The following is a 22,210-nucleotide window of genomic DNA, read 5'->3' on the forward strand; positions in this document are numbered from 1 at the left end:
GCCTCCGGCAACGGCAAGGGGCAGATCTTCGTGAAGGGGCAGGTCATCAAGACCGTTCCGGAGTCGAAGATCGTGGAGACCCTGATCGAGGAGGCGCTGAAGATCGCGGAGGGGATGGGGCAGGACGACGCCGCGTCCGGCGGTGGCACCGTCACGGGGACACCGACAGTGACAGTGGGTTGAGGTACGGCACGGACCGAGAGGGGGCACAGCGTGACCATTCTGGAGAGCATCCGGGGACCACGCGACCTGAAGGCGCTGTCCGAGGCGGAACTGGGTGAACTGTCCGACGAGATACGTGAGTTCCTGGTGCATGCGGTCTCCAGGACCGGCGGTCACCTCGGGCCCAACCTGGGGGTGGTGGAACTCACCGTCGCCCTCCACCGGGTCTTCGAGTCGCCGGTCGACCGGATCCTGTGGGACACAGGTCACCAGAGTTATGTGCACAAGCTCCTGACAGGGCGTCAGGACTTCTCCAAGCTGCGCGGCAAGGGAGGGCTGTCCGGCTACCCCGCACGCGAGGAGTCCGAGCACGACGTCATCGAGAACAGCCACGCCTCCACGGCACTCGGCTGGGCCGACGGACTCGCCAAGGCCCGCGAGGTGCAGGGGGAGAAGGGACACGTCGTCGCCGTCATCGGCGACGGCGCGCTGACCGGCGGCATGGCCTGGGAGGCGCTGAACAACATCGCGGCCGCCCGGGACCGGCCGCTGATCATCGTCGTCAACGACAACGAGAGGTCCTACGCGCCGACCATCGGCGGCCTCGCCAACCACCTGGCCACCCTGCGCACCACCGACGGCTACGAGAAGGTCCTGGCCTGGGGCAAGGACGTGCTTCAGCGCACCCCGCTCGTCGGCAACACGCTCTACGAGTCGCTGCACGGCGCGAAGAAGGGCTTCAAGGACGCGTTCGCGCCGCAGGGCATGTTCGAGGACCTCGGGCTGAAGTACCTCGGCCCGATCGACGGACACGACATCAAGGCCGTCGAGTCGGCGCTGCGCCGCGCCAAGCGCTTCCACGGTCCCGTCCTGGTGCACTGCCTCACCGAGAAGGGCCGCGGCTACGAACCCGCGCTGGCCCACGAGGAGGACCACTTCCACACCGTGGGCGTGATGGACCCGCTCACCTGCGAGCCGCTCGCCCCCGCCGGCGGGCCGTCCTGGACCTCCGTGTTCGGCGACGAGATCGTGCGGATCGGCGAGGAGCGGGACGACATCGTGGCGATCACCGCGGCCATGCTGCACCCGGTGGGCCTCGGCGGGTTCGCCGAGCGGTTCCCGGACCGGGTGTGGGACGTGGGCATCGCCGAGCAGCACGCGGTCGTCTCGGCCGCGGGACTCGCCACCGGCGGTCTGCACCCGGTCGTCGCCGTCTACGCCACCTTCCTCAACCGCGCCTTCGACCAGCTCCTGATGGACGTCGCCCTGCACCGCTGCGGGGTCACCTTCGTCCTGGACCGGGCCGGAGTGACCGGCGTCGACGGGCCCTCCCACAACGGCATGTGGGACATGTCCGTCCTCCAGGTCGTGCCCGGTCTCAGGATCGCCGCGCCCCGCGACGCCGACCAGTTGCGCGCCCAGCTGCGCGAGGCCGTCGCCGTCGACGACGCGCCGACCCTGATCCGGTTCCCCAAGGAGTCGGCCGGCCCGCGGATCGGGGCCGTCGGTCACGTCGGCGGCATGGACGTACTGCGCCGGGCGGAGACCCCTGACGTACTGCTGGTCGCCGTGGGCGTGATGGCGCCCGTGTGCCTCCAGGCCGCCGAACTGCTCCAGGCGCGGGGCATCGGCTGCACCGTCGTCGACCCGCGCTGGGTCAAACCCGTCGATCCGGCGCTGCCGGACCTGGCCGCCGGGCACCGGCTGGTGGCCGTGGTCGAGGACAACAGCCGCGCGTCCGGCGTGGGCGCCGCGGTCGCCCTGGCGCTCGGCGACGCCGAGGTCGACGTACCGGTCCGCAGGTTCGGCATCCCCGAGCAGTTCCTCGCGCACGCCAAACGCGGAGAGGTGCTGGCCGACATCGGGCTCACCCCGGTCGAGGTCGCCGGACGGATCGGCGCGAGCCTGGCCGTGCGGGAGCAGGCCGGGACGATCCCGGCGCAGCACGGCGCCGGGGCCGTCACGGCAGTCAAGGAGACAACCGAATGACCACGGAGTTCGACCTCGGCGCCCTGCTGGCCGAGCGTGGCGCCGAACGCTACGAGCTGCACGCCAGGCACCTCAACCACCAACTGCCGCGGATGCTGCACACCATCGGCTTCGACAAGGTCTACGAGCGGGCCGAGGGCGCGCACTTCTGGGACGCGGAGGGCAACGACTACCTGGACATGCTTTCCGGGTTCGGGGTGATGGGCCTGGGCCGCCACCACCCCGTCGTCCGCAAGGCGCTGCACGACGTGCTGGACGCCCAGCTCGCCGACCTCACCCGCTTCGACTGCCAGCCGCTGCCCGGGCTGCTGGCCGAGCGGCTGCTCGCGCACAGCCCCCACCTGGACCGGGTGTTCTTCGGCAACAGCGGCACGGAGGCGGTGGAGACCGCGCTGAAGTTCGCCCGCCGTGCCACCGGCCGACCGCGGATCCTGTACTGCGAGCACTCCTTCCACGGCCTGACCGCCGGCGCGCTCTCCGTCAACGGCGAGGAGGGCTTCCGGGACGGCTTCGCCCCGCTGCTGCCCGACACCGCCGTCCCGCTCGGCGACCTCGACGCGCTGGCGCGGGAGCTGAGGAAGGGCGACGTGGCCGCCCTGATCGTCGAGCCGATCCAGGGCAAGGGCGTGCACGAGACCCCGCCCGGCTGGCTGCGTGCCGCGCAGGAGCTGCTGCACCGGCACAAGGCGCTGCTCATCGCCGACGAGGTGCAGACGGGCCTGGGCCGCACCGGGGACTTCTGGGCCTACCAGCACGAGGACGGGGTAGAGCCGGACCTGGTGTGCGTGGCCAAGGCCCTGTCCGGCGGCTATGTGCCGGTGAGCGCCACCCTCGGCAGGGACTGGATCTTCAAGAAGGTCTACTCCTCGATCGACCGGGTGCTCGTCCACTCGGCGAGCTTCGGGTCCAACGCCCAGGCCATGGCGGCGGGCCTCGCCGTGCTGTCCGTGATGGAGAACGAGCAGATCGTGGCCAACGCGCGGGCCACGGGCGAGCTGCTGAAGTCCCGGCTGGCCGCGCTCACCGACCGGTACGAGCTGCTCGCCGACGTGCGCGGCCGCGGTCTGATGATCGGCATCGAGTTCGGGCGGCCGAGGTCGCTGAAGCTCCGCGGGCGCTGGACCATGCTCCAGGCAGCACGCAAGGGACTGTTCGCGCAGATGGTGGTCGTCCCGCTGCTGCAGCGGCACCGGATCCTGACCCAGGTCTCCGGCGACCACCTGGAGGTGATCAAGCTGATCCCGCCGCTGGTCGTCGGGGAGGCCGAGGTCGACCGGTTCGTGGACGCCTTCACCGCCGTGATGGACGACGCGCACGGCGGCGGGCTGATGTGGGACTTCGGAAAGACGCTGGTCAAGCAGGCCGTCGCCAACCGGTGAGCCGGCCGGGCAGGGACCTCGCCAGCCGCTTTGCCTCTGAGGCAAGAAATTTGCCTTAGGGGCAAAGCGGCGGTGAAATGGAGATATGAGCTCTCCAGAGTCCCAGCCCTCGGCGGGGCCGGTCGAGGACCTGCCCGCCGTCGCGCCGCAACTGCGCGCGCTGCGCCGCCGTGCCGCACTGACCCTGGAGGCCGCGGCCAAGGCCGCCGGGCTGTCGCCCGCCCATCTCTCCCGACTGGAGACCGGGCAGCGCCAGCCCTCACTGCCGATGCTGCTCTCGCTCGCCCGTGTCTACGGTACGACAGTCTCCGAACTGCTCGGCGAGAACGTCGCCGAGCGGGACGCGGTGGTGCGCGCCGGCGACATGGAGCCGACGCGGGCCGGCGGCTGGACGTACTGGCAGGCCGGCGCACCCGGCCGCGGGATGCAGGCCCTGCGGGTCCGCGTCCCGCACGGCTCCCAGGGCGACATCGTGCGCGTGCACCCCGGCGAGGAGTGGCTGTACGTCCTCACCGGACGCCTCAGGCTCCGCCTCGGCGACGCCACGCACCTGCTCGTGCCGGGCAGCAGCGCGCACTTCGACTCGCTGACCCCGCACCGCATCGCGGCCGAGAACCCGGACGGGGTCGAGCTCCTCTTCGTCCACACCCTGTTGCAGAGTCCCACGGCCGCGCTGTGCCTGGGCCCCCACACCGGAGACATGCCATGAGCAACATGGAAGAGAAGTTCCCGCGCGCCCTGTGGGTCCGGCTCGTCATCTACACCGTCGTCGGCCACTTCTTCGCCGGGTTCGTCTGGTTCCTGTTCTCGGTCGGCGGCTCCAAGTGAGGGCCCGGGCGACGGCCCGGGTACCGGCCCGTCAGTCCAGCAGCCGCTCGCGCAGCCGCTCCCGGGTGGCCGGAGCCAGCCGCAGCCCCCGCTCCAGGTAGGCGTCGACGCCGCCCCAGGTCTCCTCGATGGTCTCCAGGGCCGCCGCCAGATATTCGGCCCGTGCCTCGAACAGCGGGCTGAGCAGGTCCATGACCTCGGGGGAGTAGGCCGCGGCCGAGGTGCCGCTGCGATGCACCTTGTAGCGGCGGTGCTTGGCGTTCGACTCCAGGTAGTCGGCGACGATCGCGTCCCGCTCCACGCCGAGGGCGAGGAGGGTCACGGCGATCGACAGGCCCGCGCGGTCCTTGCCCGCCGCGCAGTGCATCAGGACCGGGACGCAGTCCTCGGCGAGCGCGTGCAGCACCTGCGAGTGCTCGCCGGTCCGCTCCTTGACGAGCACGCGGTAGGACGAGATCATCCGGTCCGCGCCCTTGCCGTCGTCCAGGACGGAGCGCAGCTCGTCGAGGTCGCCGTCGCGGACCATCTTCCAGAACTCGGCGCCGTCCGCCGGGTCGCTCAGCGGCAGGTTCACATGGCGCACGCCCGGCAGTTCGACGTCCGGGCCCTCCAGCCTGACGTCGGCCGCGTTGCGGAAGTCGAAGATCGTGTGCAGGCCCAGGGAGCCGAGGTAGGACGCGTCCTCGTCGGTCGCGTGCGCGAGGTGGCCGCTGCGGAACAGCATCCCGTGCCGCACCCGCCTGCCGTCCACCGTCGGCAGCCCGCCCACATCACGGAAGTTGCGCACTGCGGCCAGCTCTGGCTCGGTCGAGGGGACCTGCTGCGTCACGGGGACTCCTCCCTTTCGGCCCCGCCGTCACGGTGCGTCGGCGGGCGCGGCTTCGACCATACGACATGGCTGCCCGGGGCAACGGGTTGTCCACAGGCGTTGCACCGGCGCCCGGGCCCCCCGATGATGGCGGTGCGTGCGCGGACCGGTTCGGACCTGTGGGGGACGGAACATGCTGGAGACCGCCGACGACGGACGTACCTGGCTGCTGACCGGGCCCACGAGCGGCTACGCCGTCCATCTGACCGAGCGTGGCGAACTGCTCCATCTGCACTGGGGCCCGGGCATCGCCCTCGCAGACGCCGAGGCTCTCGCCGCCCGGCCGCTGCCGGACGCCCGGCCCTTCGAGTCCCCGCTCGACGGACACGAGGAGTACCCGGTCGAGGGCGGCCCCCGCTTCGTACGGCCCGCGCTGTCCGTGCGCACCGCCGAACGGCGCGGCACCGAGTGGACCTTCGGGTCGTACCACGCCGAGGACGACGAACTGCGCCTGCGGTTCCAGGACTCGGGGCTGGACATCACCCTGCACTACCGCATGCGCGGGGACGTCGTCGAACGCTGGGTCACCCTCGCCAACCGGGGACCCGGGCCCGTGGAGGTGCTGCGCGCCGACTCCGCGACCTGGACCCTGCCCGAGCGTGAAGGGCGGCGGCTGTCCCACCTGCACGGCCGCTGGGCCGCCGAGTCCCGCCTGGTGCGCACCGGACTCACCTACGGCGAGCAGGTCATCGGCAGCCGCCGCGGTCACACCGGCCACCAGCACCTGCCCTGGGTCGCCCTGGACACCGACGCCACCGAGGAGCACGGCGAGGTCTACGGCTGCGCCCTGGGGTGGTCGGGCTCCTGGCGGATCGCGGTCGCCCAACTCCCCGACGCGCGCGTGCAGATCACCGGAGGCGCCGGGCACGACGACTCCGGGCTGCTGATGCTTCGCGCCGGGGAGACGTACACCAGCCCTGTCTTCGCCGGGCTGTGGAGCGACGGCGGACACGGCGGCGCGAGCCGCGCCTGGCACGCCTACCAGCGGCGGTACGTGCTACCCGACGCGGACCGCGACCGGCCGGTGCTCTACAACTCCTGGGAGGCCACCGGGTTCGACATCTCCGAGGAGCAGCAGACGGCGCTCGCGCGGCGGGCCGCGGAGATCGGCGTGGAACTGTTCGTCGTCGACGACGGCTGGTTCGGCGCCCGCACCGGCGACCGCGCCGGACTCGGCGACTGGTGGCCCAACCCCGACCGGTTCCCCGGCGGCCTGAAGCCGCTCGCCGATCGGGTGCACGGCCTCGGCATGCGGTTCGGCATCTGGGTCGAGCCGGAGATGGTCAACCCCGACAGCGACCTGTACCGCGCGCACCCCGACTGGGTGCAGCACCAACCCGGGCGCACGCGCACGGAGTTCCGCAACCAGCTCGTCCTCAACCTCGCGCGCGATGACGTGCGGGAGCATCTGTGGGAGCGGCTGGACACCCTGCTCTCCAGCGCCCCGATCGACTATGTGAAGTGGGACTTCAACCGCTCCTTCACCGACGCCGGCTGGCCCGGGGAGCCGTACCCGCAGCGCCTGTGGACCGACCATGTGCGCGCGTTGTACGCCCTGCTGGACCGACTGCGGGCCGCGCACCCCGGCGTCGCCTTCGAGTCCTGCTCGGGCGGCGGCGGCCGGATCGACCTCGGTGTCCTGTCCCGTACGGACCAGGTGTGGACCTCCGACAACACCGATCCGCTGGACCGGCTCTCCATCCAGCACGGCTTCAGCCAGATCCATCCCGCGCGGGTCATGGCCGCCTGGGTCACCGACAGCCCGAACACCCCGCTCAACGGGCGGGCCAGCACGCTGCGTTTCCGCTTCGTGAGCGCCATGGCGGGAGTGCTCGGGGTGGGCGGCGGCCTCACCCGGTGGACGGAGGAGGAACTGGCCGAGGCCGCCGACTGGATCGCCCTGTACAAGGAGATCCGGCCGGTGGTCCAGCGCGGCGACCTGTACCGGCTGCGGGCCCCGCGGGGCGGGCTGAGCGCGGTGCAGTACGTCCTCGGCGACGACACCGTCGTCCTCGCCCTGCTCCAGGCGCAGCACCACGGCGAACCGGTGCCCGCGCTGCGGCTGCGCGGACTGGACCCGGCGGCGTCGTACATGTGCGGCGACACCGGGGAAGTGCACCGCGGCGCCGTGCTGCTGCACCACGGGCTGCGCACGGGGCTGCGGGGCGACTTCGACGCGGCGGTCGTCAGACTGCGGCGTGTGTGAGGCCTCACGTATTCCCGCCGGCACCTCGACGGCTTCACCGCGGGTGTCGGCGACCCCGGCCCCGACGGGGCGTTCGGCCGAGGGCGCCCTGTGCCCGGAGGACGTCAGAACCCGGATCGCCTCCGTGGTCCGAGCCCGTCGGACTGGCCCGGTTCAGCTCGCGGGGTCCGTACCGTCACGGCTGACCGGAGCACGTGGGTGTGACATCCGGGTCGTCGGAGCGGCCCGACATAATGGAAAGCCTGACCGACTCCACCTGGAGGTAGCGTGGCAGGATTCCGTCCTTCGAACCCGGGGCTCCGTGCACTGCGGCCCGAGGCCTTCGGCGCGGACCCGAGCGGAGAGCGCATGGCGCGCATCCGCAGATCACCCCATTTCAAGGACGGCGTCTTCCAGAACCCCGGCGGCCCCGCCCGGACCCGGCCCTCCGGCTCGACGCCGGCCTTCGCGCGGCGCTACCTGGACAAGGACGAGCGCCGGCGTCGCGCCCCGCGCGGCACCGTGCCCGTGCACGCCACCACCCTCGCCGACCTCGCGAAGCCTCCGGCCACGGGCCTGCGGCTGACCTGGATGGGACACTCCAGCGTCCTCGCGGAGATCGACGGGCAGCGAGTGCTCTTCGACCCGGTGTGGGGCGAGCGCTGCTCGCCGTTCCCCTACGTCGGGCCCCGGCGGCTGCACCCGGTGCCGCTGCCGCTGGCCGCGCTCGGCCCGGTCGACGTCGTCGTCATCTCCCACGACCACTACGACCACCTGGACCTGCCCACCATCAAGGCGCTGGCCGGCACGGACACCCTGTTCGCGGTGCCGCTCGGCGTCGGGGCCCACCTGGAGCACTGGGGTGTGTCCGCGGACCGGCTGCGCGAACTGGACTGGCACGAGGCCACCAGGGTCGGCGGGCTCACCCTGACCGCGACCCCCGCCCGCCACTTCTGCGGGCGGGCCCTGCGCAACACCCAGCACACCTTGTGGGCCTCCTGGGTCGTCGCGGGCGAGGAGCACCGGATCTACCACAGCGGCGACACCGGCTACTTCGAGGGCTTCCGGCAGATCGGCGCCGACCACGGCCCGTTCGACGCGACGATGATCCAGCTCGGCGCGTACTCCGAGTTCTGGCCGGACATCCACATGACGCCCGAGGAGGGCGTCCGGGCCCACCTCGACCTCCAGGGGAACGCGCCGTCCGGCGTGCTGCTGCCGATCCACTGGGGCACCTTCACCCTCGCCCCGCACGCCTGGGCCGAGCCCGGCGAGTGGACCAAGGACGCCGCCGAGGAGGCGGGACAGGCGGTGGCGTTCCCACGGCCGGGGGAGCCCTTCGAGCCCGCGGGCAAGGTCCCCGCGGAGCCGTGGTGGCGACCGGTGTCCGCGCCCCTCTCCCACCCGTGGCGCCGCTCCGCCGAGCGGCCGCAGGCCGTCCCGGCCGCCGAGGCCGCCCCGGCCTCCCCGGGTCATCTTGACCTCGCCGGGGAGCGCTGACGCCCGTCCCGGGTGACCTCTTCGCCGGAAATCTCTGAGAATTTCCCGACCGAGTTCGTCCTTTTCCTCCGGCTCGATGCGGACATTCGGCGACTTCGGCTGCGCGGCATTGCCTACCATGTGCCACAAGCACATGCCGCGCAGCCGGCTGGAAATACCTAAACCTCACCCACCAGGCAAAGCTCCACAGATCCGGTTCTACACCTGACGTGGCAGCTTCCTGCAAGCGCCGTGCCGTGCGAAGGAATCGCATGTTAAAGTTTCGGCACTTGATAATCTGTTTAATTGTGAGGCGATAATGCACGAACGCGAGTTGCGCGCTTTTGTCGCGATTGCCGAAATAGGTCGAATGGACCTCGCAGCCAAGAAGCTCGGATACTCGCAACCGGCAATAAGTTACCAAATCATATGCCTTGAGAGATCTCTGGGTATCAAGCTGTTCACCCGTAATTCAGGTGGCACGACTCTGACCCGTGAAGGGCAGATGATCCTGTCCTCGGCGCGCGCGACTCTGATGCTGATCGAGAACATCAAGAGAGAATGCACGGAATTCAGCAGAGCGCCCGTGGCCGTCACGAGCCTGGTGCCCTGACTCCGTGGCACAGCGGGAGAACCACATCGTCGGCGTGAGCACGCCCCCCGCCCACCGGGACCGGGGCACCGTGGTGGTGTCGGGCCTCGCCAGCGACGCGCACACGTGGAACCTGGTCTACCTCCAGCTCGTCATCGAGGAACTCGGCTACCACGTCATCAACCTCGGGCCCTGCGTGCCGGACGACGTGCTGGTCGCCGAATGCCGCCGGATCGATCCGGTGCTGCTCGTCATCGGCAGTGTCAACGGGCACGGCTCCACCGACGGTCTGCGCGCGGTCACCCGGCTGCGCGCCTGCCCGGAACTGGCCGCCACGCCGATGGTGATCGGCGGCAAGCTCACGGTGTCCGACGAGGACATCGGCCGCCACGCGCGGGCCCTGATGGCCGCCGGCTTCGACGCCGTCTTCCCCGACCAGGCCTCGGACGCGGCCGACTTCACGGCGTTCGTCGCCTCGCTCCCGTCTGCCGCACGCCCGGCGCTGACCGCGGGGAGATCCCGGTGACCGCCCTCGTACCCGGCCGGCCCGCCCACGCGGAGCCGGGATTCGGCGCGTTCGTCCGCGCGCGGGCACGGGCCGGCGCGCTCGTCGTCCAGCCGCGCATGGGTTTCGGCGATCCGGGTCGGATGCGGGCCGGACTGGCCGCCACCAAGGCGGCGCGCGGGCACACCGTCGGCACGCTGACCCTGGACAGCTACACCAGGGTCGGTGACCTGGCCGCGGTCGAGCACGCCCGGCGCGAGGACCGGCCGCTCAACGGCTACCCCATCGTCAGCCACCCCGACGCCACGACCCGGGCGATGCTGGCCGGTGTCCGGGACGCCGGCTTCCCCGTGCAGGTGCGGCACGGATCCGCCCTGCCCCAGCACATCTTCCGCAAGCTGATCGCGCTGGGCCTGGACGCCACCGAGGGCGGGCCCGTCTCGTACTGCCTGCCCTACGGACGCACTCCGCTGGCCGAGTCGATCGCGGCCTGGCGGCAGTGCACGGAACTGTTCTCCCGGCTGCGCGACCACGGTGCCGAGCCGCACCTGGAGACCTTCGGCGGCTGCATGATGGGCCAACTGTGCCCGCCCAGCCAGCTGGTGGCGCTCAGCGTGCTGGAGGCGCTGTTCTTCCGCGCGTACGGCTGCCGCAGCATCTCGGTGAGCTACGCCCAGCAGACCCACGCCGGCCAGGACACCGAGGCGGTGTTCGCGCTGCGCCGGCTGTGCGCCGAGCTGCTGTCCGACGTGGACTGGCACGTGGTCGTCTACGCCTACATGGGGGCGTACCCGGCCACCGAGGCGGGCGCGTACCGGCTGCTCGGCGAGGCCGCCGAACTGGCCGTGCGGACCGGCTCCGAGCGGCTCATCGTCAAGACCGTCGCCGAGTCGCGGCGGATTCCCACCGTCGCGGAGAACGTGGCCGCCCTGGAGTACGCGGCGCGGGCGGCCGAGGCGGCCCGGCCGGTGCCCGCCCCGGACACGGACACCCAGACGTACGCGGAAGCGCGGGCGCTGGTCGAAGGGGTGCTGAACCTGCACTCCGACCTCGCCCGCGCGCTGCTGCTGGCGTTCGAACGCGGCTCTCTCGACATCCCGTACTGCGTGCACCCGGACAACCGGGGCCGGACCCGCAGCCGCCTGGACGAGGAGGGCAGGCTGTGCTGGGCGCAGACGGGGGCGCTGCCGCTGACCCGTCTGGTACGGACCGGGCGGGGCCGTGCAGTGACCGCGGCGGGCCTGCTGGCGGACCTCTCCTACCTGCGGAGCAAGTACGACCGGGAGGCGCTGTACGACCACGCCCCGGCAGAGGTGCCGTCCGCCGACCCGGCGTGACGGCGGCGGACCGGCCGCACCGACCGCCACCGAGTCCCGTCGTGAAGGCGGCCCCGTAAGAGAGTTGGCGTGGTCCGCCCTGATGAAGGTGGGCCGGGTCGGGCGGCCCGCGGTGGGCCGCGTCCGGTCAGACCCGGTCCGGGGCCGGGTCCGGCCAGGCGGTGAACCGGCGGTGGCCGTAGAGCAGCGGGGCGTCGCCGGTGCAGTCGGTGCCGAGCACTTCGCCGAAGACGACGACATGGTCGCCGACCGCCTTGGTGTCGGAGACCCGGCAGGCGGCGAAGGCGACGGCGTCGTCGGCGAGCCGGGGGAGGGCCGCTTCGCCGGCCGGGTGCCACGGCACGTGCTCGAAGTGGCTCAGGGAGGAGTCGGCGAACAGGCGGGCGATCCCGCTCGCGCCGGCCCCGAGCAGGTTCACACCGAAGAAGCCGTGGGAGCGCAGGGCGCTGAGCGTCCGGCTGGTCACCGTCAGGCAGACGGACAGGACCGGCGGATCCAGGCTGACACTGGAGAGGGAGGAGCACGTCATCCCGCGCGGCCGTCCGTCCGCGTCGACCGTGGTCACGACGGACACACCGGTCGGGAAGGAACTCATGAACGCGCGATACGCCCCGGCGCCGACCGGACCCGGCTCCGTGTCCAGCTCCTTCGCCGCCCCGCCCGGAGCCCCGGCGCGCGCGGTCACCGAGCCTGCTCGCGTTCCCGCCACGCCTGCCTGAGCAGGTCCAGGTGGGTCAGTCCGGCCAGCACCTCGTCCGTCTCCACACCGAAGTCGATCAGGCAGGCGACCTCGTCCACACCGACCTCGTACAGCCGCTCGCACATCCGCAGCGCGTCCTCGACGGTGCCGAACATGCCGCTGGTCTCGAAGTAGCGGTCGAAGGCCTGACCGACCAGGAAGTCGATGTCGGCCGGGCTCATCTTGTTCAGGTCCAGCGCGACCGCGTCGGCGCCCGCGGCCTTGGCGGCATGGATGACCAGGTCGAAGGAGCTGGCCAGGTACTTGCTGAACGGCTCTCGGACGGTCTCCCTGACCTTCTCCCGGTCCGGGCCGACGAACGTGTGCAGCATGAGCGCGACATGCCCGTCGCCCTCGGTCTCGTCGTGGTGGTCGCGGAAGGCCTGCCGGTACTCGCCGATCCGCTTCTCCAGCACGTCGACGCCCTGGCCCAGCAGATGGGTCAGCACCCCGGCGCCCATCTCGCCCGCCTCGCGGAAGGTCTGCGGGTTGCCCGCGCTGGTCAGCCAGACCGGCAACTCCCGCTGCACCGGCGGCGGGAACACCGTCACGTCGACGCTCTCGCCCGCGCCGTCGACGAACGTCGCGGGCTCCTGCCGCCAGAGGCTCCGGATCGCCCGCACCGAGTCGATCAGACCGGATCTGCGGGTCGGATATCCCTCCGGGCGCAGGAGGAAGTCGGCGGCGTGCCAACCGGAGGCGAATGCGATACCGACCCTTCCTTTGGACAGGTTGTCTACGACCGACCATTCCTCCGCGATACGCACCGGATGGTGCAGCGGGGCCACCACACTGCCGGCCCGCACCGCGACTTTCTCGGTCACCGCGGCCACCGCCGCGCCCGTCACCGCCGGATTCGGATAGAGGCCGCCGAACGCGTGGAAGTGACGCTCGGGCGTCCACACGGAGGAGAAATCGTGAGTGTCGGCGAACTTGGCTCCCTCGATCAGCAGCCGGTACCGGTCGCCGACGTCCTCCTTGTCGTTCGCGAAGTAGAAAAGGCCGAAATCCATGGCGCCTCCAGCCATCAGCGCGTTCGGTGGGTGGCCGAGCGGAAAAGGGAACGGAGTCCGATTCTGTCCGCCTGGTACGCGCAGCCTAGTCAGGGGGAAAACACCCGCTCCGGGTCAGTTCGAAAACTCTGGGGCCGGGTTTGGGAAGTGGCGCCGAGGGCGGTCGCCGGCCGGCTCACCGCATCGGCCCGGCACGGCCGTAGGCGCGCGCCGCCGCGGGAGCGGTCACGGCGATCACCAGCAGGCAGAAGACGACGGCGAGCGGCGCGGCGTGACGGTCCGGGAAGGCGGCCCCGGCGGGCGGTCCTCCCGTGCCCAGCAGCTCGCGCACCGTGCTGTTCACCGCGGTCACCGGGTTCCAGCCGACCACCTGGCGCAGCCAGCCGGGCAGTCCGTCCGGCGGCACGAACGCGTTGGACAGGAACGTCGCCGGCAGCAGGCACACCGGTACGACCGAGGTGACCGCCTCGGCGTTGCGGAAGGTGAGCCCGAGGAAGATCCCCAGGCACGCACACCCCATGCCGAGCAGCAGCTCCAGGCCCACCGCGGCCAGCGCCGCCGTCGGGCGGACTCCGTCGGCCCAGCCGGCGATCCACGCGGCGGGCACCACACCGGCCATCGCCACCACCACGGGCAGCGAGTCCACCACGATCCGCCCGGACAGGATGGCCGCGCGGTCGACGGGAAGCGAGCGGAGCCGGTCGAACACGCCGTTCTGGAGGTCGTCGAGGACGCCCAGCGCGGAGAGCGCGACCGTCGAGACGGCGAGCGAGGTGACCACGCCCGCCGCCACGTACGCGCCGTACGGCCCGCCGCCGGGCACCCGCATGCTGCCGCCGAACAGGATCCCCAGGCCCACCACCATCGCGACCGGCATCACGGTGAAGCCGACCAGCTTCTCCGGCAGGCGCAGCAGATGCCGCAGGTGCCGGCCCGCGATGGCCCGTGTGTCGCCGAGGAACTCCGCCATGTCGCCGCGGGCCGGTCAGGCGTGCCCGGCGAGCAGGATCCGGTGCATCGGGGTGTCCAGCACCGCGACCCGCCGCAGTCCGGTCGAGGCGAGCCACTGGTCGTAGTCGTCCAGCAGGAAGGCGTCACCGCCGCCGGTGGCCAGCATGGACGCGGCGAACAGCATCGCGAACCGATCCTGGACCGACTTGGCGTCCTTCTCGTCGGTGACCAGGTGGTCGGCGATGCAGATCAGGCCGTCCCGGGACAGGGCCTCCTTGGACTTGCGCAGCAACTCCCGCGCCGACTCGGGGGTCTGGAGATGGAAGATGTTGACGAAGACGAGCAGGTCGTGGCCGGTGCCCCAGCTCTCGGTCCAGAAGTCGCGCACCTGGACGCCGAACCGGTCGGCGACGCCGAGCCGTTCGGCCTGCGCCGTGGCGATCGGGGCGATGCTCGGCGCCTCGAGACCGGTGGCCCGCCACCGCGGGAACGCCCGCAGCAGCAACTGGCTGTACAGGCCGGTACCGCAGCCGATGTCCAGGACGGAGGCGGGCCGGTCGGTGGGCCACTCCAGCGTCTCGAAGCCGCCGCGCAGCGCCTCGACGATCGGCGGCGCCCAGAAGTTGATGCCGCGCACCAGGGACTCGTAGTTGTGCTCGGTGATCTGGTTGAGCTGCAGCCCGCCCGTCTCGTCGCGGTTGTCGCCGCGCACCGCGTCCGCGAGATTGCGCCAGGAGTGCCAGGCCAGCTGGCGGTCGTACTCGATCTTGCCGACCAGGCTGAACAGCCCGTCAGGCAGCAGGCATTCGCGCATCTCCTCCGGCATCCGGTAGACCGCGGGGCCGTCCTCGGCGGGTATGCGGTCGACGATGTCGTAGGCGTACAGTCCGTCCATCAGCACCCGCATCGCCCGCCGGTTGGCGGCGCAGGCCCGCGCGAGCTGGTCACTGGTCCTCGGTCCGGCGCTCAACTCGGCGAACACACCGAGGTCGTGCGCGGCCTCGATGACGCCGGGCGCCCACAGCGAGATCAGGTGCTCGTAGACCCGGTGCGCGGAGTGCACGACCCTGCCGGAGCCCCGCCAGTCGGGAAGCAGCGTGGTGTCCACGAGCGGACGGACGTTGAGTTCCGGCGCGGGTCCGTCGCCCGCCTCGAAGTCGGCGGGCGTGGTGACACCAGGCGTCATCGCAGTGCTCCTTTGGGGGTAGGCGGCGCCTTGTCGGGCGAGCGGTTCAGCGGGCCGCCGCGGTCCGGTACCTGCGGGCGGCGAGCGGCATGGCCAGCGCGATCATCACCACGATGAGGACCACGGCGACGGGGATCGGGTGCACCGAGGGGAAGGAGGTGTCCCCGACGGAGGTGGGGTTGCCGAACAGCTTGCGCAGGGCACCGACCACCGCCGACAGCGGGTTCCACACCGCGATGGCGCGCAGCCACTCGGGCAGTCCGCTCAGGGGGATGAACGCGCTGGACAGGAACGTCAGCGGCATCATGACCATGGACATCACCGCGCTGACCGCCTCGACGTTGCGCAGGGACAGTCCGAGCAGCGCGCCGAGCCAGGCCGCGCCCAGGCCGAGCAGCAGCAGGATGCCGAAGGCGGCCAGCATGCGCGGGGCGCCGGTGTGCACCCGCCAGCCGATCAGGGAGCCGACCGCGGCCATCACGACGATGGCGACGGTGGACAGCAGCAGGTCGGAGACAGTACGCCCGATCAGTACGGCGTAGCGGGACATGGGAAGCGAGCGGAACCGGTCGACCAGGCCGTTGCGCAGGTCGTCGACAACGCCGACCGCGGTGGTCTGCAGGTTGGCCAGCATGACCTGGGCGAAGATGCCGGCCATGATGTACTCGCGGTAGTTGCCGCCCTCGACCTGCATGGCGCTGCCGAACAGGAACCCGAAGACGATCACGTACATCACCGGCATCAGCGTCACGCTGAGCAGCCGTTCCGGCACCCGGGACAGATGCCGCAGGTGACGGCCCGTCAGGGCGAGGCAGTCGCTCAGGAACTCGCTCATGTCGCCGCTCCTTCGGCCACCGGCCGCGTCGCGGGGCCGGTCAGGGACAGGAAGACCTCGTCCATCGAGGGGCGGCTGAGCCGGAAGTCGGCCACCGGGATGCCGGCCTGGGCCAGTTCGGCGGCCACCTTCGCGATACCGCCGACGCCTTCGGTCATCGCCACGGAGACCGACCTCTTCTCCTCGTCCACGAGCGGTTCGTCGACGCCGAACCGGCTCAGCACCTTGGTGAGGGCGACGACGTCGTCCGCGGAGGCGGCGGTGACCCGCAGCCGGTCGTCCCCCACCCGGTCCTTCAACTCGTCGGGGGTGCCCTCGGCGACGACACTGCCGTCCTTCAGCACGGCGACGCGATCGGCGAGCTGGTCGGCCTCTTCGAGGTACTGGGTGGTCAGCAGGACGGTGACACCACGGCTCACCTGGGTACGGATCACCTCCCACAGGGTCAGCCGGCTGGACAGGTCGAGGCCGGTGGTCGGCTCGTCCAGGAACAGCACCGGCGGCTCGGCGATCAGGCTGGCGGCCAGGTCGAGCCTGCGCCGCATGCCGCCGGAGTAGGTCTTCACCGGCCGGTCGGCCGCGTCGGTCAGGTCGAGCCGTTCCAGCAGCTCGTCCGCCCTGGCCCGGGTGGCGCCGCGGCCGAGGTGGTAGAGGGTGCCGATCAACCGGAGGTTCTCCCGGCCGGTCAACCGCTCGTCGACCGCCGCGTACTGTCCGGTCAGGCCGATACGGCGGCGGACCTCCTTGCCCTGCCGGCGCACGTCGAATCCGGCCACGGTCGCCTCGCCGCCGTCCGCGGAGAGCAGGGTGGCCAGGATGCGCACGGTCGTGGTCTTCCCGGCGCCGTTGGGCCCGAGCAGCCCGAAAACCGTGCCGGCGGGGACCGACAGGTCGACACCGTTCAGCGCGTCCTTGACCTGCTTTCCACCGTAACGTTTGCTCAGTCCCTCGGCCCGAATTGCAATGTCCACGCATTCACCCCCATACGCTACGGGTTCGCCGACCGCGACGGCTGCCGCATCGGCGCCGCCGACGCTAGCAGCGGCGTGGCCGGAACCGGCCCCCTCATTGAAAACTCCGATATGCGCGGGGTTCGCGCCTTGGCGCCCGGTGATACCGTGCCCGCGGTGTGCTCGGGCTTCTACGTGAGGATTTGGATGGTGCACGAAACATTAATTCCAGGCGAAAATGACGGGAATTCGTCCGGCCGGGAGCCGTGCGCCGAACTGCCGCCCCGGCCGGTCTGGGGCCACCTGGCTTTCGTCTTCACGTTCCTCTTCATGCTTCTCCACGTGTACTGGGCCGTGGGCGGCACCTGGGGACTGCCGCTCCTGGCGCGGCACGACAAGTCCGCGGTGCAGGCGGTCAACTGGGTGGTGAGCGCGATCATGCTGGTCGGCGCGCTCTTCGTCCTCGCGCTGAACCGCCGCACGGCGAGCCGGGTGCGCGCCTGGGTGCTGCTGGCGCCCATGTGGATCGCGGCGGTGGTGTGCGTCTCCCACGCCCTCTACGGCTTCTTCACCAAGGCCCTGTACCTGAGCGGACACCACGGCGCCGTCGACTTCCCGGTCGTGCCCGGAGTCGGCGCGGCGGAGGCGGCCGAGGCGAACCATCTCTCGGCCGTGCAGGACCTCCTGGTGTTCGAGCCGTGCTTCCTGGTCCAGGGCGTGGTACTGGCCCTGGCCGCCTCGCAGTTCATCCGCACCCGGGGCGCCCGCCGCAGATGGTGGACGTCACTGGTCGTGGGCATCGCGGTGATCGACGTGTTCGGCGCCCTGCTCTCGCTGGCCGGCGCGCGCTTCGCGGTCTCCTGACCACCACCCTCCCACGCCCGCCGGTTCAGCCGGCGGCGCGGGCGGCCGCGAGGTGGCCGGCCAGCCGGCCGGCCAGGTCGCGGACGAGGGCTTCGGGGTCGTCCATCAGATAGAAGTGGCCACCGGGATAGACCCGGTGGTCGAAGCGGCCGGTGGCGCTCACCGCCGCCCACTCCCGCAGGCCCTCGACCGGCACCTGCTCGTCCTCGCTCCCCACGTACGCGGTCACCGGGACGGCCAGCGGCGTGACCGGGCGCGGAAGATACGTGCCGATCAGCCGGAAGTCCGCCCGGATCGCGGGCAGTACCAGCTCCCGCAGGTCCGGATCGTCCAGCACCGTGCCGGCGTCCGGGTCGCCGAGCCGGCGCACCTCCTCCACGATCGCGTCGTCACCGCGCAGGTGCACGCTCTTGGGCACCACCCGGTGCGGCGGCAACTGACCGGAGACGAAAAGCCGTCCCGGCGCCGAGCCGGTGCGCTGCTTCAGGCGCAGCGCCACCTCGTAGGCGACGGAGGCGCCCATGCTGTGCCCGAACAGCACGAGCCGCTCTCCCGCACAGGCCTGGAGCACATCGGCGATCGGCGTGGTCAGCGCGCCCATCTCGTCGATGCACGGCTCCAGCAGCCGGTCCTGACGGCCCGGGTAGCACACCCCGGTCACCTCGACGTCGTCGGGCAGCCACCGCGGCCAGTCACGGAACATGCTGGCCGCGCCGCCCGCGTGCGGGAAGCACACCAGCCGCAGACGGGGCCGGGCCACCCTGCGGTAGCAGCGCAGCCACTTCGACGGGCCCATTCCGGCGGACGGGTTCACCCGCGTGCTCCGTTCCCGCTGCCGTAGGCGGCCAGCGCCGCCTCGTCCGGCTCGAAACGCACCGGCAGACCGGACAGCCCGGTCAGGAAGTTGGAGTGGATCCGCCGCGGCTCCCCGGTGACCTCGAAGCCGGTGCTGTAGGTGCGCAGGGCGTCGAGCATCGCGTTCACCTCGACCCGGCCCAGATAGGCGCCGAGGCAGAAGTGCGGGCCGTAGCCGAAGGTGATGTGCTTGTTCGGCGACCGGTTCAGATCGAAGACGTACGGGTCGGCGAAGACCTCCTCGTCCCGGTTGGCCGAGCTGTTCCACAGCGTGACGATGTCGCCCGCGGCGATCACCTCGCCGTGCAGCTCGACGTCGGTGACCGCGCGGCGGCCGAAGTGCATCGCCGGGGTCGCCCAGCGCAGCACCTCCTCGGTGGCCGACTCGAGTGTCACCTCACCGTCGCGGAGCGCCCGCCACTGGTCCGGGTGCCGCGTGAGGGTCCGCACGGCGTCGATCATCGACAGCCGGCTGGTCTCGTCGCCGCCGAGGATCAGGCTGTAGCAGTTGAGGACGATGACCTCCTCGCTCAACGGCTCGCCGTTCACGGTGCTGTTGGCGAGGACGCTGATCACGTCCTCGGTCGGCTTCGCCCGGCGCTCGGCGACCAGCTCGTTGAAGTACAGCAGGATCTCGTTGCGGGCGAGCCAGGCGTCGGTCTCCGACTGGCCCTCCTCGTTGGAGCTGAGCGCGGACTTGTTGAGGTTCAGCAGGAACTCGCGGTCGGCGGTGGGCACTCCGAGCAGGTCGGAGATGGTGTTCATCGGGATGTGCTCGGCCACCTCGGTGGCGAAGTCGCACTCACCGCGCCGGACGGCCTCCACGACCAGGCGGGTGGTGTTCTCGCGGACCCGGTCGGAGACGGGCTTGAGGGCTTGCGGGGAGAAGGCCTTGAGCAGCACGTTGCGCAGGTTGCGGTGCGGGGCGCCGTCGGTGACGGCGAGCATCCTGCCCGCGGCGGAGTCGCCCCCGGCGAGCAGCGTGACCAGCACGTTGCCCCGCTCCGAGGTGAGCCGCTTGTTGTCCTTGTACAGCGCCATGACGTCCGCGTACCGGCTGATCACCCAGAATCCCGGCGCGTCGCCGGTGGGCGGGTGCCAGTGGAGCGGCCGCGTGGTGCGCAGCCGGCGCCAGTATTCACGGAGGTCGTTCTCCTCGAACGTTCTGGGATCGGTCAGATCGACCGTGGAGATGTCGTCCGGTGTCGACATCGTCTGCGCAGTCATGTTTCCACCATTCGTCGTGGGCTGCGAAAGGTCGGGAAAGGACGGGAAAGGGAATTGCGGCGGTGGGTTCGACCTGGGGGACATCCGGTTCAGGCCCGGGGAAAAGGGAAAACCCTTTTCCCCGGGCCTGATCCGGTCGGTCGACGCGGGCCACGGGATCCGGCTACTTGCTTTCCCCGAGCTTCTCGGCGAGTACGCGGCCGATTTCCGCGGCCGGTTCAGCCTGCATCATATGAGCGTGAGTACAGCGCACTACCCTGTATTCAATTTTTCCCGTCACGAACGGCCGCCAGCGTTCGGCGCGCGCCGCGAGTTCCGCGGCCGGCACCGTCTCGTCGGGCTCGGCGACGAGGACCAGGACGTCGCTGTCGAGCGGCCGCGGCTCGAAACCGCCGATGAGGGTGCGGCTGTTCGCGAACACCTGGGCCAGCGCGGCGATCGCGGACTCGTCGAGGTTGGCGAACACGCTCTGCCGCTCCCTCAGCACCTCGGCCACCATCGCGTACTCCAGCGGTTCGTCGCCGAGGCTGTCCATGTCGTGGCCGACGAAGTCCAGCATGATCCGGAGCGCGTCCTGCTGGTCGGGCAGGCGCTCCGGCTCCGGCTCGGAGCGGTCGACCGGGTACTGGTCGAGGTTGGCGAGCAGCCCGACCTCCTCGCCCGCGGCCCGGAGCTGGGTGGCCATGGAGTGGACGACCAGACTGCCCAGCGACCAGCCGAGCAGGTGGTAGGGGCCGTTCGGCTGGACGCCGCGTATCTGCGCCACGTAGTCCGCCGCCATCTCCTCGATGCTGCCCGGCAGGGTCGCCGAGGGATCGGCGAGGCCCCTGGCCTGGAGACCGTACAGCGGGCGGTCCGCACCGATGTGCTTCATCAGCCCGGAGTAGACCCAGCTCAGGCCACCCGCCGGGTGCACACAGAACAGGGGTGCCCTGTCGCCCGTGGTGCGCAGCGGCAGCAGCACGTCCAGGGTGTCCCCCTCGGTGTCGCCCGCGAGCCGCTCCGCCAGCTCCGCGACGGTGGGCGCCTCGAAGATGGTGCGGATGCTCAGCCGTACGCCGAACGTGGCACGGACCTTGGTGACCAGCCGCATCGACATGATGCTGTCGCCGCCGACGTCGAAGAAGCTGTCGTGCACGCCGACCGTCTCCAGCCCGAGCACCTCGGCGAACAGCCCGCACAGGATCTCCTCCCGCGGAGTGCGCGGCCCCGTCCAGTCCGTGGGGCTGAAGTCGGGCGCGGGCAGCGCTTTGCGGTCGAGCTTGCCGTGGGCGGTGAGCGGCAGCGCGTCGAGCACGACGAACGCGGCGGGCGTCATGTGGTCCGGCAGCGTCGCGGCCAGGGCGTCACGCAGCCGGGGCACCTCGACCGTCGCCCCGTCCGCCGGAATCACATAGGCGACCAGGCTCTTCGCGCCCTCCTCGTTCTCGCGGACGACGACGACCGCCTGACCCACGGTCTCGTGCCGGCCGAGTACGGTCTCGATCTCGCCGAGTTCGATGCGGAAGCCGCGGATCTTGACCTGTTCGTCGGCGCGTCCGGCGAACTCCAGGGTGCCGTCGGGAGTCCAGCGGGCGATGTCGCCGGTGCGGTAGACGCGTGTTCCGGGCGGGCCGTAGGGGTTGGCGAGGAAGCGTTCGGCGGTGAGGGCGGGGCGGTTGAGGTAGCCGCGTGCGAGTCCGTCGCCGGTGACGTAGAGCTCGCCGGCCACACCGACCGGGACGGGGCGGAGCCGGGCGTCGAGGACGTAGGCGCGGGTGTGAAGGACGGGAGTGCCGATGGGGACCGGGCCGTCCGGAGTGAGCGGTGCGCTGATGGTGGCGGCGACGGTGGCTTCGGTGGGTCCGTAGGCGTTGGTCATGCGGCGGCCGGGTGCCCAGCGGGTGACGAGTTCGGGTGGGCAGGTGTCTCCGCCGACGATGAGGCTCTGGAAGTGGGGGAGTTGGGTGGCTGTCTCGGTGGGGATGCTGGCGAGTGCGGCCGGGGGGATGAGGGCGTGGGTGACGTGGTGGTCGCGCAGGACGTCGGCCAGGTTCTCGCCGACGAGGGGTCCGGGGGGTGGGACGACCATGGCGGCGCCGGCGGTGATGGCTGTGCACAGCTCCAGCACCGAGGCGTCGAAGCTGGGTGAGGAGAACAGGAGTACGCGTGAGTCGGTGTCGACGGTGAAACGTTCGACGCAGGTGGTGGCGAAGGCGGCGAGGCCTCGGTGGGAGACGAGGACGCCCTTGGGGCGTCCGGTGGAGCCGGAGGTGTAGATGACGTA

Annotated in this window: 20 protein-coding genes and 1 pseudogene; 11 read left to right on the forward strand and 10 right to left on the reverse strand. The window is 71.3% G+C overall.

The genetic code is table 11. The features are described 5' to 3' along the window. The 5 genes and pseudogenes from ACIP4X_RS35355 to ACIP4X_RS35375 all read left to right on the forward strand — a co-directional run. Positions 1-183, forward strand: a pseudogene (locus ACIP4X_RS35355) (4-hydroxy-3-methylbut-2-en-1-yl diphosphate synthase); the annotation flags it as partial. A 30-nt stretch (positions 184-213) separates the two neighbouring features. Continuing rightward, positions 214-2,151: a 1-deoxy-D-xylulose-5-phosphate synthase gene (dxs, locus tag ACIP4X_RS35360; RefSeq protein ID WP_358730396.1), complete on the forward strand. Its 1,938-nt coding sequence runs from the start codon at positions 214-216 to the stop codon at positions 2,149-2,151. Further along, positions 2,148-3,530, forward strand: coding sequence for an aspartate aminotransferase family protein (locus tag ACIP4X_RS35365; protein ID WP_358730397.1), 1,383 nt, complete (start codon positions 2,148-2,150; stop codon positions 3,528-3,530). Before dxs ends, ACIP4X_RS35365 begins: the two co-directional genes overlap by 4 nt. Positions 3,531-3,615: 85 nt before the next feature. Continuing rightward, positions 3,616-4,239: an XRE family transcriptional regulator gene (locus ACIP4X_RS35370; protein WP_358730398.1), complete on the forward strand. Its 624-nt coding sequence runs from the start codon at positions 3,616-3,618 to the stop codon at positions 4,237-4,239. Beyond that, the gene (locus tag ACIP4X_RS35375; protein WP_358730399.1) at positions 4,236-4,358 is read left to right on the forward strand and encodes a DUF6126 family protein; all 123 of its coding nucleotides are present in this window, start codon (positions 4,236-4,238) and stop codon (positions 4,356-4,358) included. Before ACIP4X_RS35370 ends, ACIP4X_RS35375 begins: the two co-directional genes overlap by 4 nt. 31 nt (positions 4,359-4,389) lie before the next feature. On the opposite strand, the gene ACIP4X_RS35380 is transcribed toward ACIP4X_RS35375, so the two are convergent. After that, positions 4,390-5,187, reverse strand: a complete 798-nt coding sequence (locus tag ACIP4X_RS35380; RefSeq protein ID WP_358730400.1) for a tyrosine-protein phosphatase — start codon at positions 5,185-5,187, stop codon at positions 4,390-4,392. 172 nt (positions 5,188-5,359) lie between these two features. On the opposite strand from ACIP4X_RS35380, the gene ACIP4X_RS35385 reads away from it, so the two are divergent. The 5 genes from ACIP4X_RS35385 (at position 5,360) to ACIP4X_RS35405 (ending at position 11,324) form a co-directional block, all read left to right on the forward strand. Next, a complete protein-coding gene (locus ACIP4X_RS35385) occupies positions 5,360-7,432 on the forward strand; it encodes an alpha-galactosidase (RefSeq protein WP_358730401.1) in 2,073 nt (690 codons plus the stop codon). 267 nt (positions 7,433-7,699) lie between these two features. Then, positions 7,700-8,911, forward strand: coding sequence for an MBL fold metallo-hydrolase (locus ACIP4X_RS35390; RefSeq protein ID WP_358730402.1), 1,212 nt, complete (start codon positions 7,700-7,702; stop codon positions 8,909-8,911). Between the two features lie 298 nt (positions 8,912-9,209). After that, on the forward strand, positions 9,210-9,503 hold the full coding sequence (locus ACIP4X_RS35395) for a LysR family transcriptional regulator (protein WP_100570017.1): 294 nt from the start codon (positions 9,210-9,212) through the stop codon (positions 9,501-9,503). 4 nt (positions 9,504-9,507) lie between these two features. Next, complete coding sequence (locus ACIP4X_RS35400; protein ID WP_358730403.1) at positions 9,508-10,008, forward strand: cobalamin-dependent protein; 501 nt, start codon at positions 9,508-9,510, stop codon at positions 10,006-10,008. Next, positions 10,005-11,324 carry a methylaspartate mutase gene (locus ACIP4X_RS35405; protein WP_358730404.1) on the forward strand — a complete coding sequence of 440 codons (1,320 nt, stop codon included), beginning with the start codon at positions 10,005-10,007 and terminating at the stop codon, positions 11,322-11,324. The genes ACIP4X_RS35400 and ACIP4X_RS35405 overlap by 4 nt, the downstream gene beginning before the upstream one ends. A gap of 127 nt (positions 11,325-11,451) precedes the next feature. Here ACIP4X_RS35405 and ACIP4X_RS35410 read toward each other — a convergent pair whose 3' ends face one another. The 6 genes from ACIP4X_RS35410 to ACIP4X_RS35435 all read right to left on the reverse strand — a co-directional run bounded on the left by ACIP4X_RS35410 (position 11,452) and on the right by ACIP4X_RS35435 (position 17,019). Continuing rightward, positions 11,452-12,009, reverse strand: a complete 558-nt coding sequence (locus tag ACIP4X_RS35410; protein ID WP_401352457.1) for a flavin reductase family protein — start codon at positions 12,007-12,009, stop codon at positions 11,452-11,454. Continuing rightward, entirely contained in the window at positions 12,006-13,076 is a 1,071-nt protein-coding gene (locus ACIP4X_RS35415) for a MupA/Atu3671 family FMN-dependent luciferase-like monooxygenase (RefSeq protein WP_358730406.1), read from the reverse strand. The genes ACIP4X_RS35410 and ACIP4X_RS35415 overlap by 4 nt, the downstream gene beginning before the upstream one ends. A gap of 175 nt (positions 13,077-13,251) precedes the next feature. Further along, positions 13,252-14,046 carry an ABC transporter permease gene (locus tag ACIP4X_RS35420; RefSeq protein WP_391460409.1) on the reverse strand — a complete coding sequence of 265 codons (795 nt, stop codon included), beginning with the start codon at positions 14,044-14,046 and terminating at the stop codon, positions 13,252-13,254. Between the two features lie 15 nt (positions 14,047-14,061). Beyond that, positions 14,062-15,213, reverse strand: a complete 1,152-nt coding sequence (locus ACIP4X_RS35425) for a class I SAM-dependent methyltransferase (RefSeq protein ID WP_358730408.1) — start codon at positions 15,211-15,213, stop codon at positions 14,062-14,064. Positions 15,214-15,259: 46 nt separating this feature from the next. Further along, positions 15,260-16,048, reverse strand: coding sequence for an ABC transporter permease (locus ACIP4X_RS35430; protein WP_358730409.1), 789 nt, complete (start codon positions 16,046-16,048; stop codon positions 15,260-15,262). After that, positions 16,045-17,019, reverse strand: coding sequence for an ATP-binding cassette domain-containing protein (locus tag ACIP4X_RS35435; protein WP_358730410.1), 975 nt, complete (start codon positions 17,017-17,019; stop codon positions 16,045-16,047). The genes ACIP4X_RS35430 and ACIP4X_RS35435 overlap by 4 nt, the downstream gene beginning before the upstream one ends. Before the next feature lie 309 nt (positions 17,020-17,328). On the opposite strand from ACIP4X_RS35435, the gene ACIP4X_RS35440 reads away from it, so the two are divergent. Continuing rightward, the gene (locus ACIP4X_RS35440) at positions 17,329-17,862 is read left to right on the forward strand and encodes a DUF3995 domain-containing protein (RefSeq protein ID WP_401352462.1); all 534 of its coding nucleotides are present in this window, start codon (positions 17,329-17,331) and stop codon (positions 17,860-17,862) included. A gap of 25 nt (positions 17,863-17,887) precedes the next feature. On the opposite strand, the gene ACIP4X_RS35445 is transcribed toward ACIP4X_RS35440, so the two are convergent. The 3 genes from ACIP4X_RS35445 to ACIP4X_RS35455 form a co-directional block, all read right to left on the reverse strand. After that, positions 17,888-18,676, reverse strand: a complete 789-nt coding sequence (locus ACIP4X_RS35445; protein WP_358730412.1) for an alpha/beta fold hydrolase — start codon at positions 18,674-18,676, stop codon at positions 17,888-17,890. Beyond that, entirely contained in the window at positions 18,673-19,944 is a 1,272-nt protein-coding gene (locus tag ACIP4X_RS35450; protein WP_358730413.1) for a cytochrome P450, read from the reverse strand. The genes ACIP4X_RS35445 and ACIP4X_RS35450 overlap by 4 nt, the downstream gene beginning before the upstream one ends. Positions 19,945-20,107: 163 nt before the next feature. Next, a partial coding sequence (locus ACIP4X_RS35455; protein ID WP_401352466.1) for an amino acid adenylation domain-containing protein occupies positions 20,108-22,210 on the reverse strand: 2,103 nt, incomplete at its 5' end.

Source organism: Streptomyces sp. NPDC088817 (assembly GCF_044750345.1).
Lineage (GTDB): Bacteria > Actinomycetota > Actinomycetes > Streptomycetales > Streptomycetaceae > Streptomyces.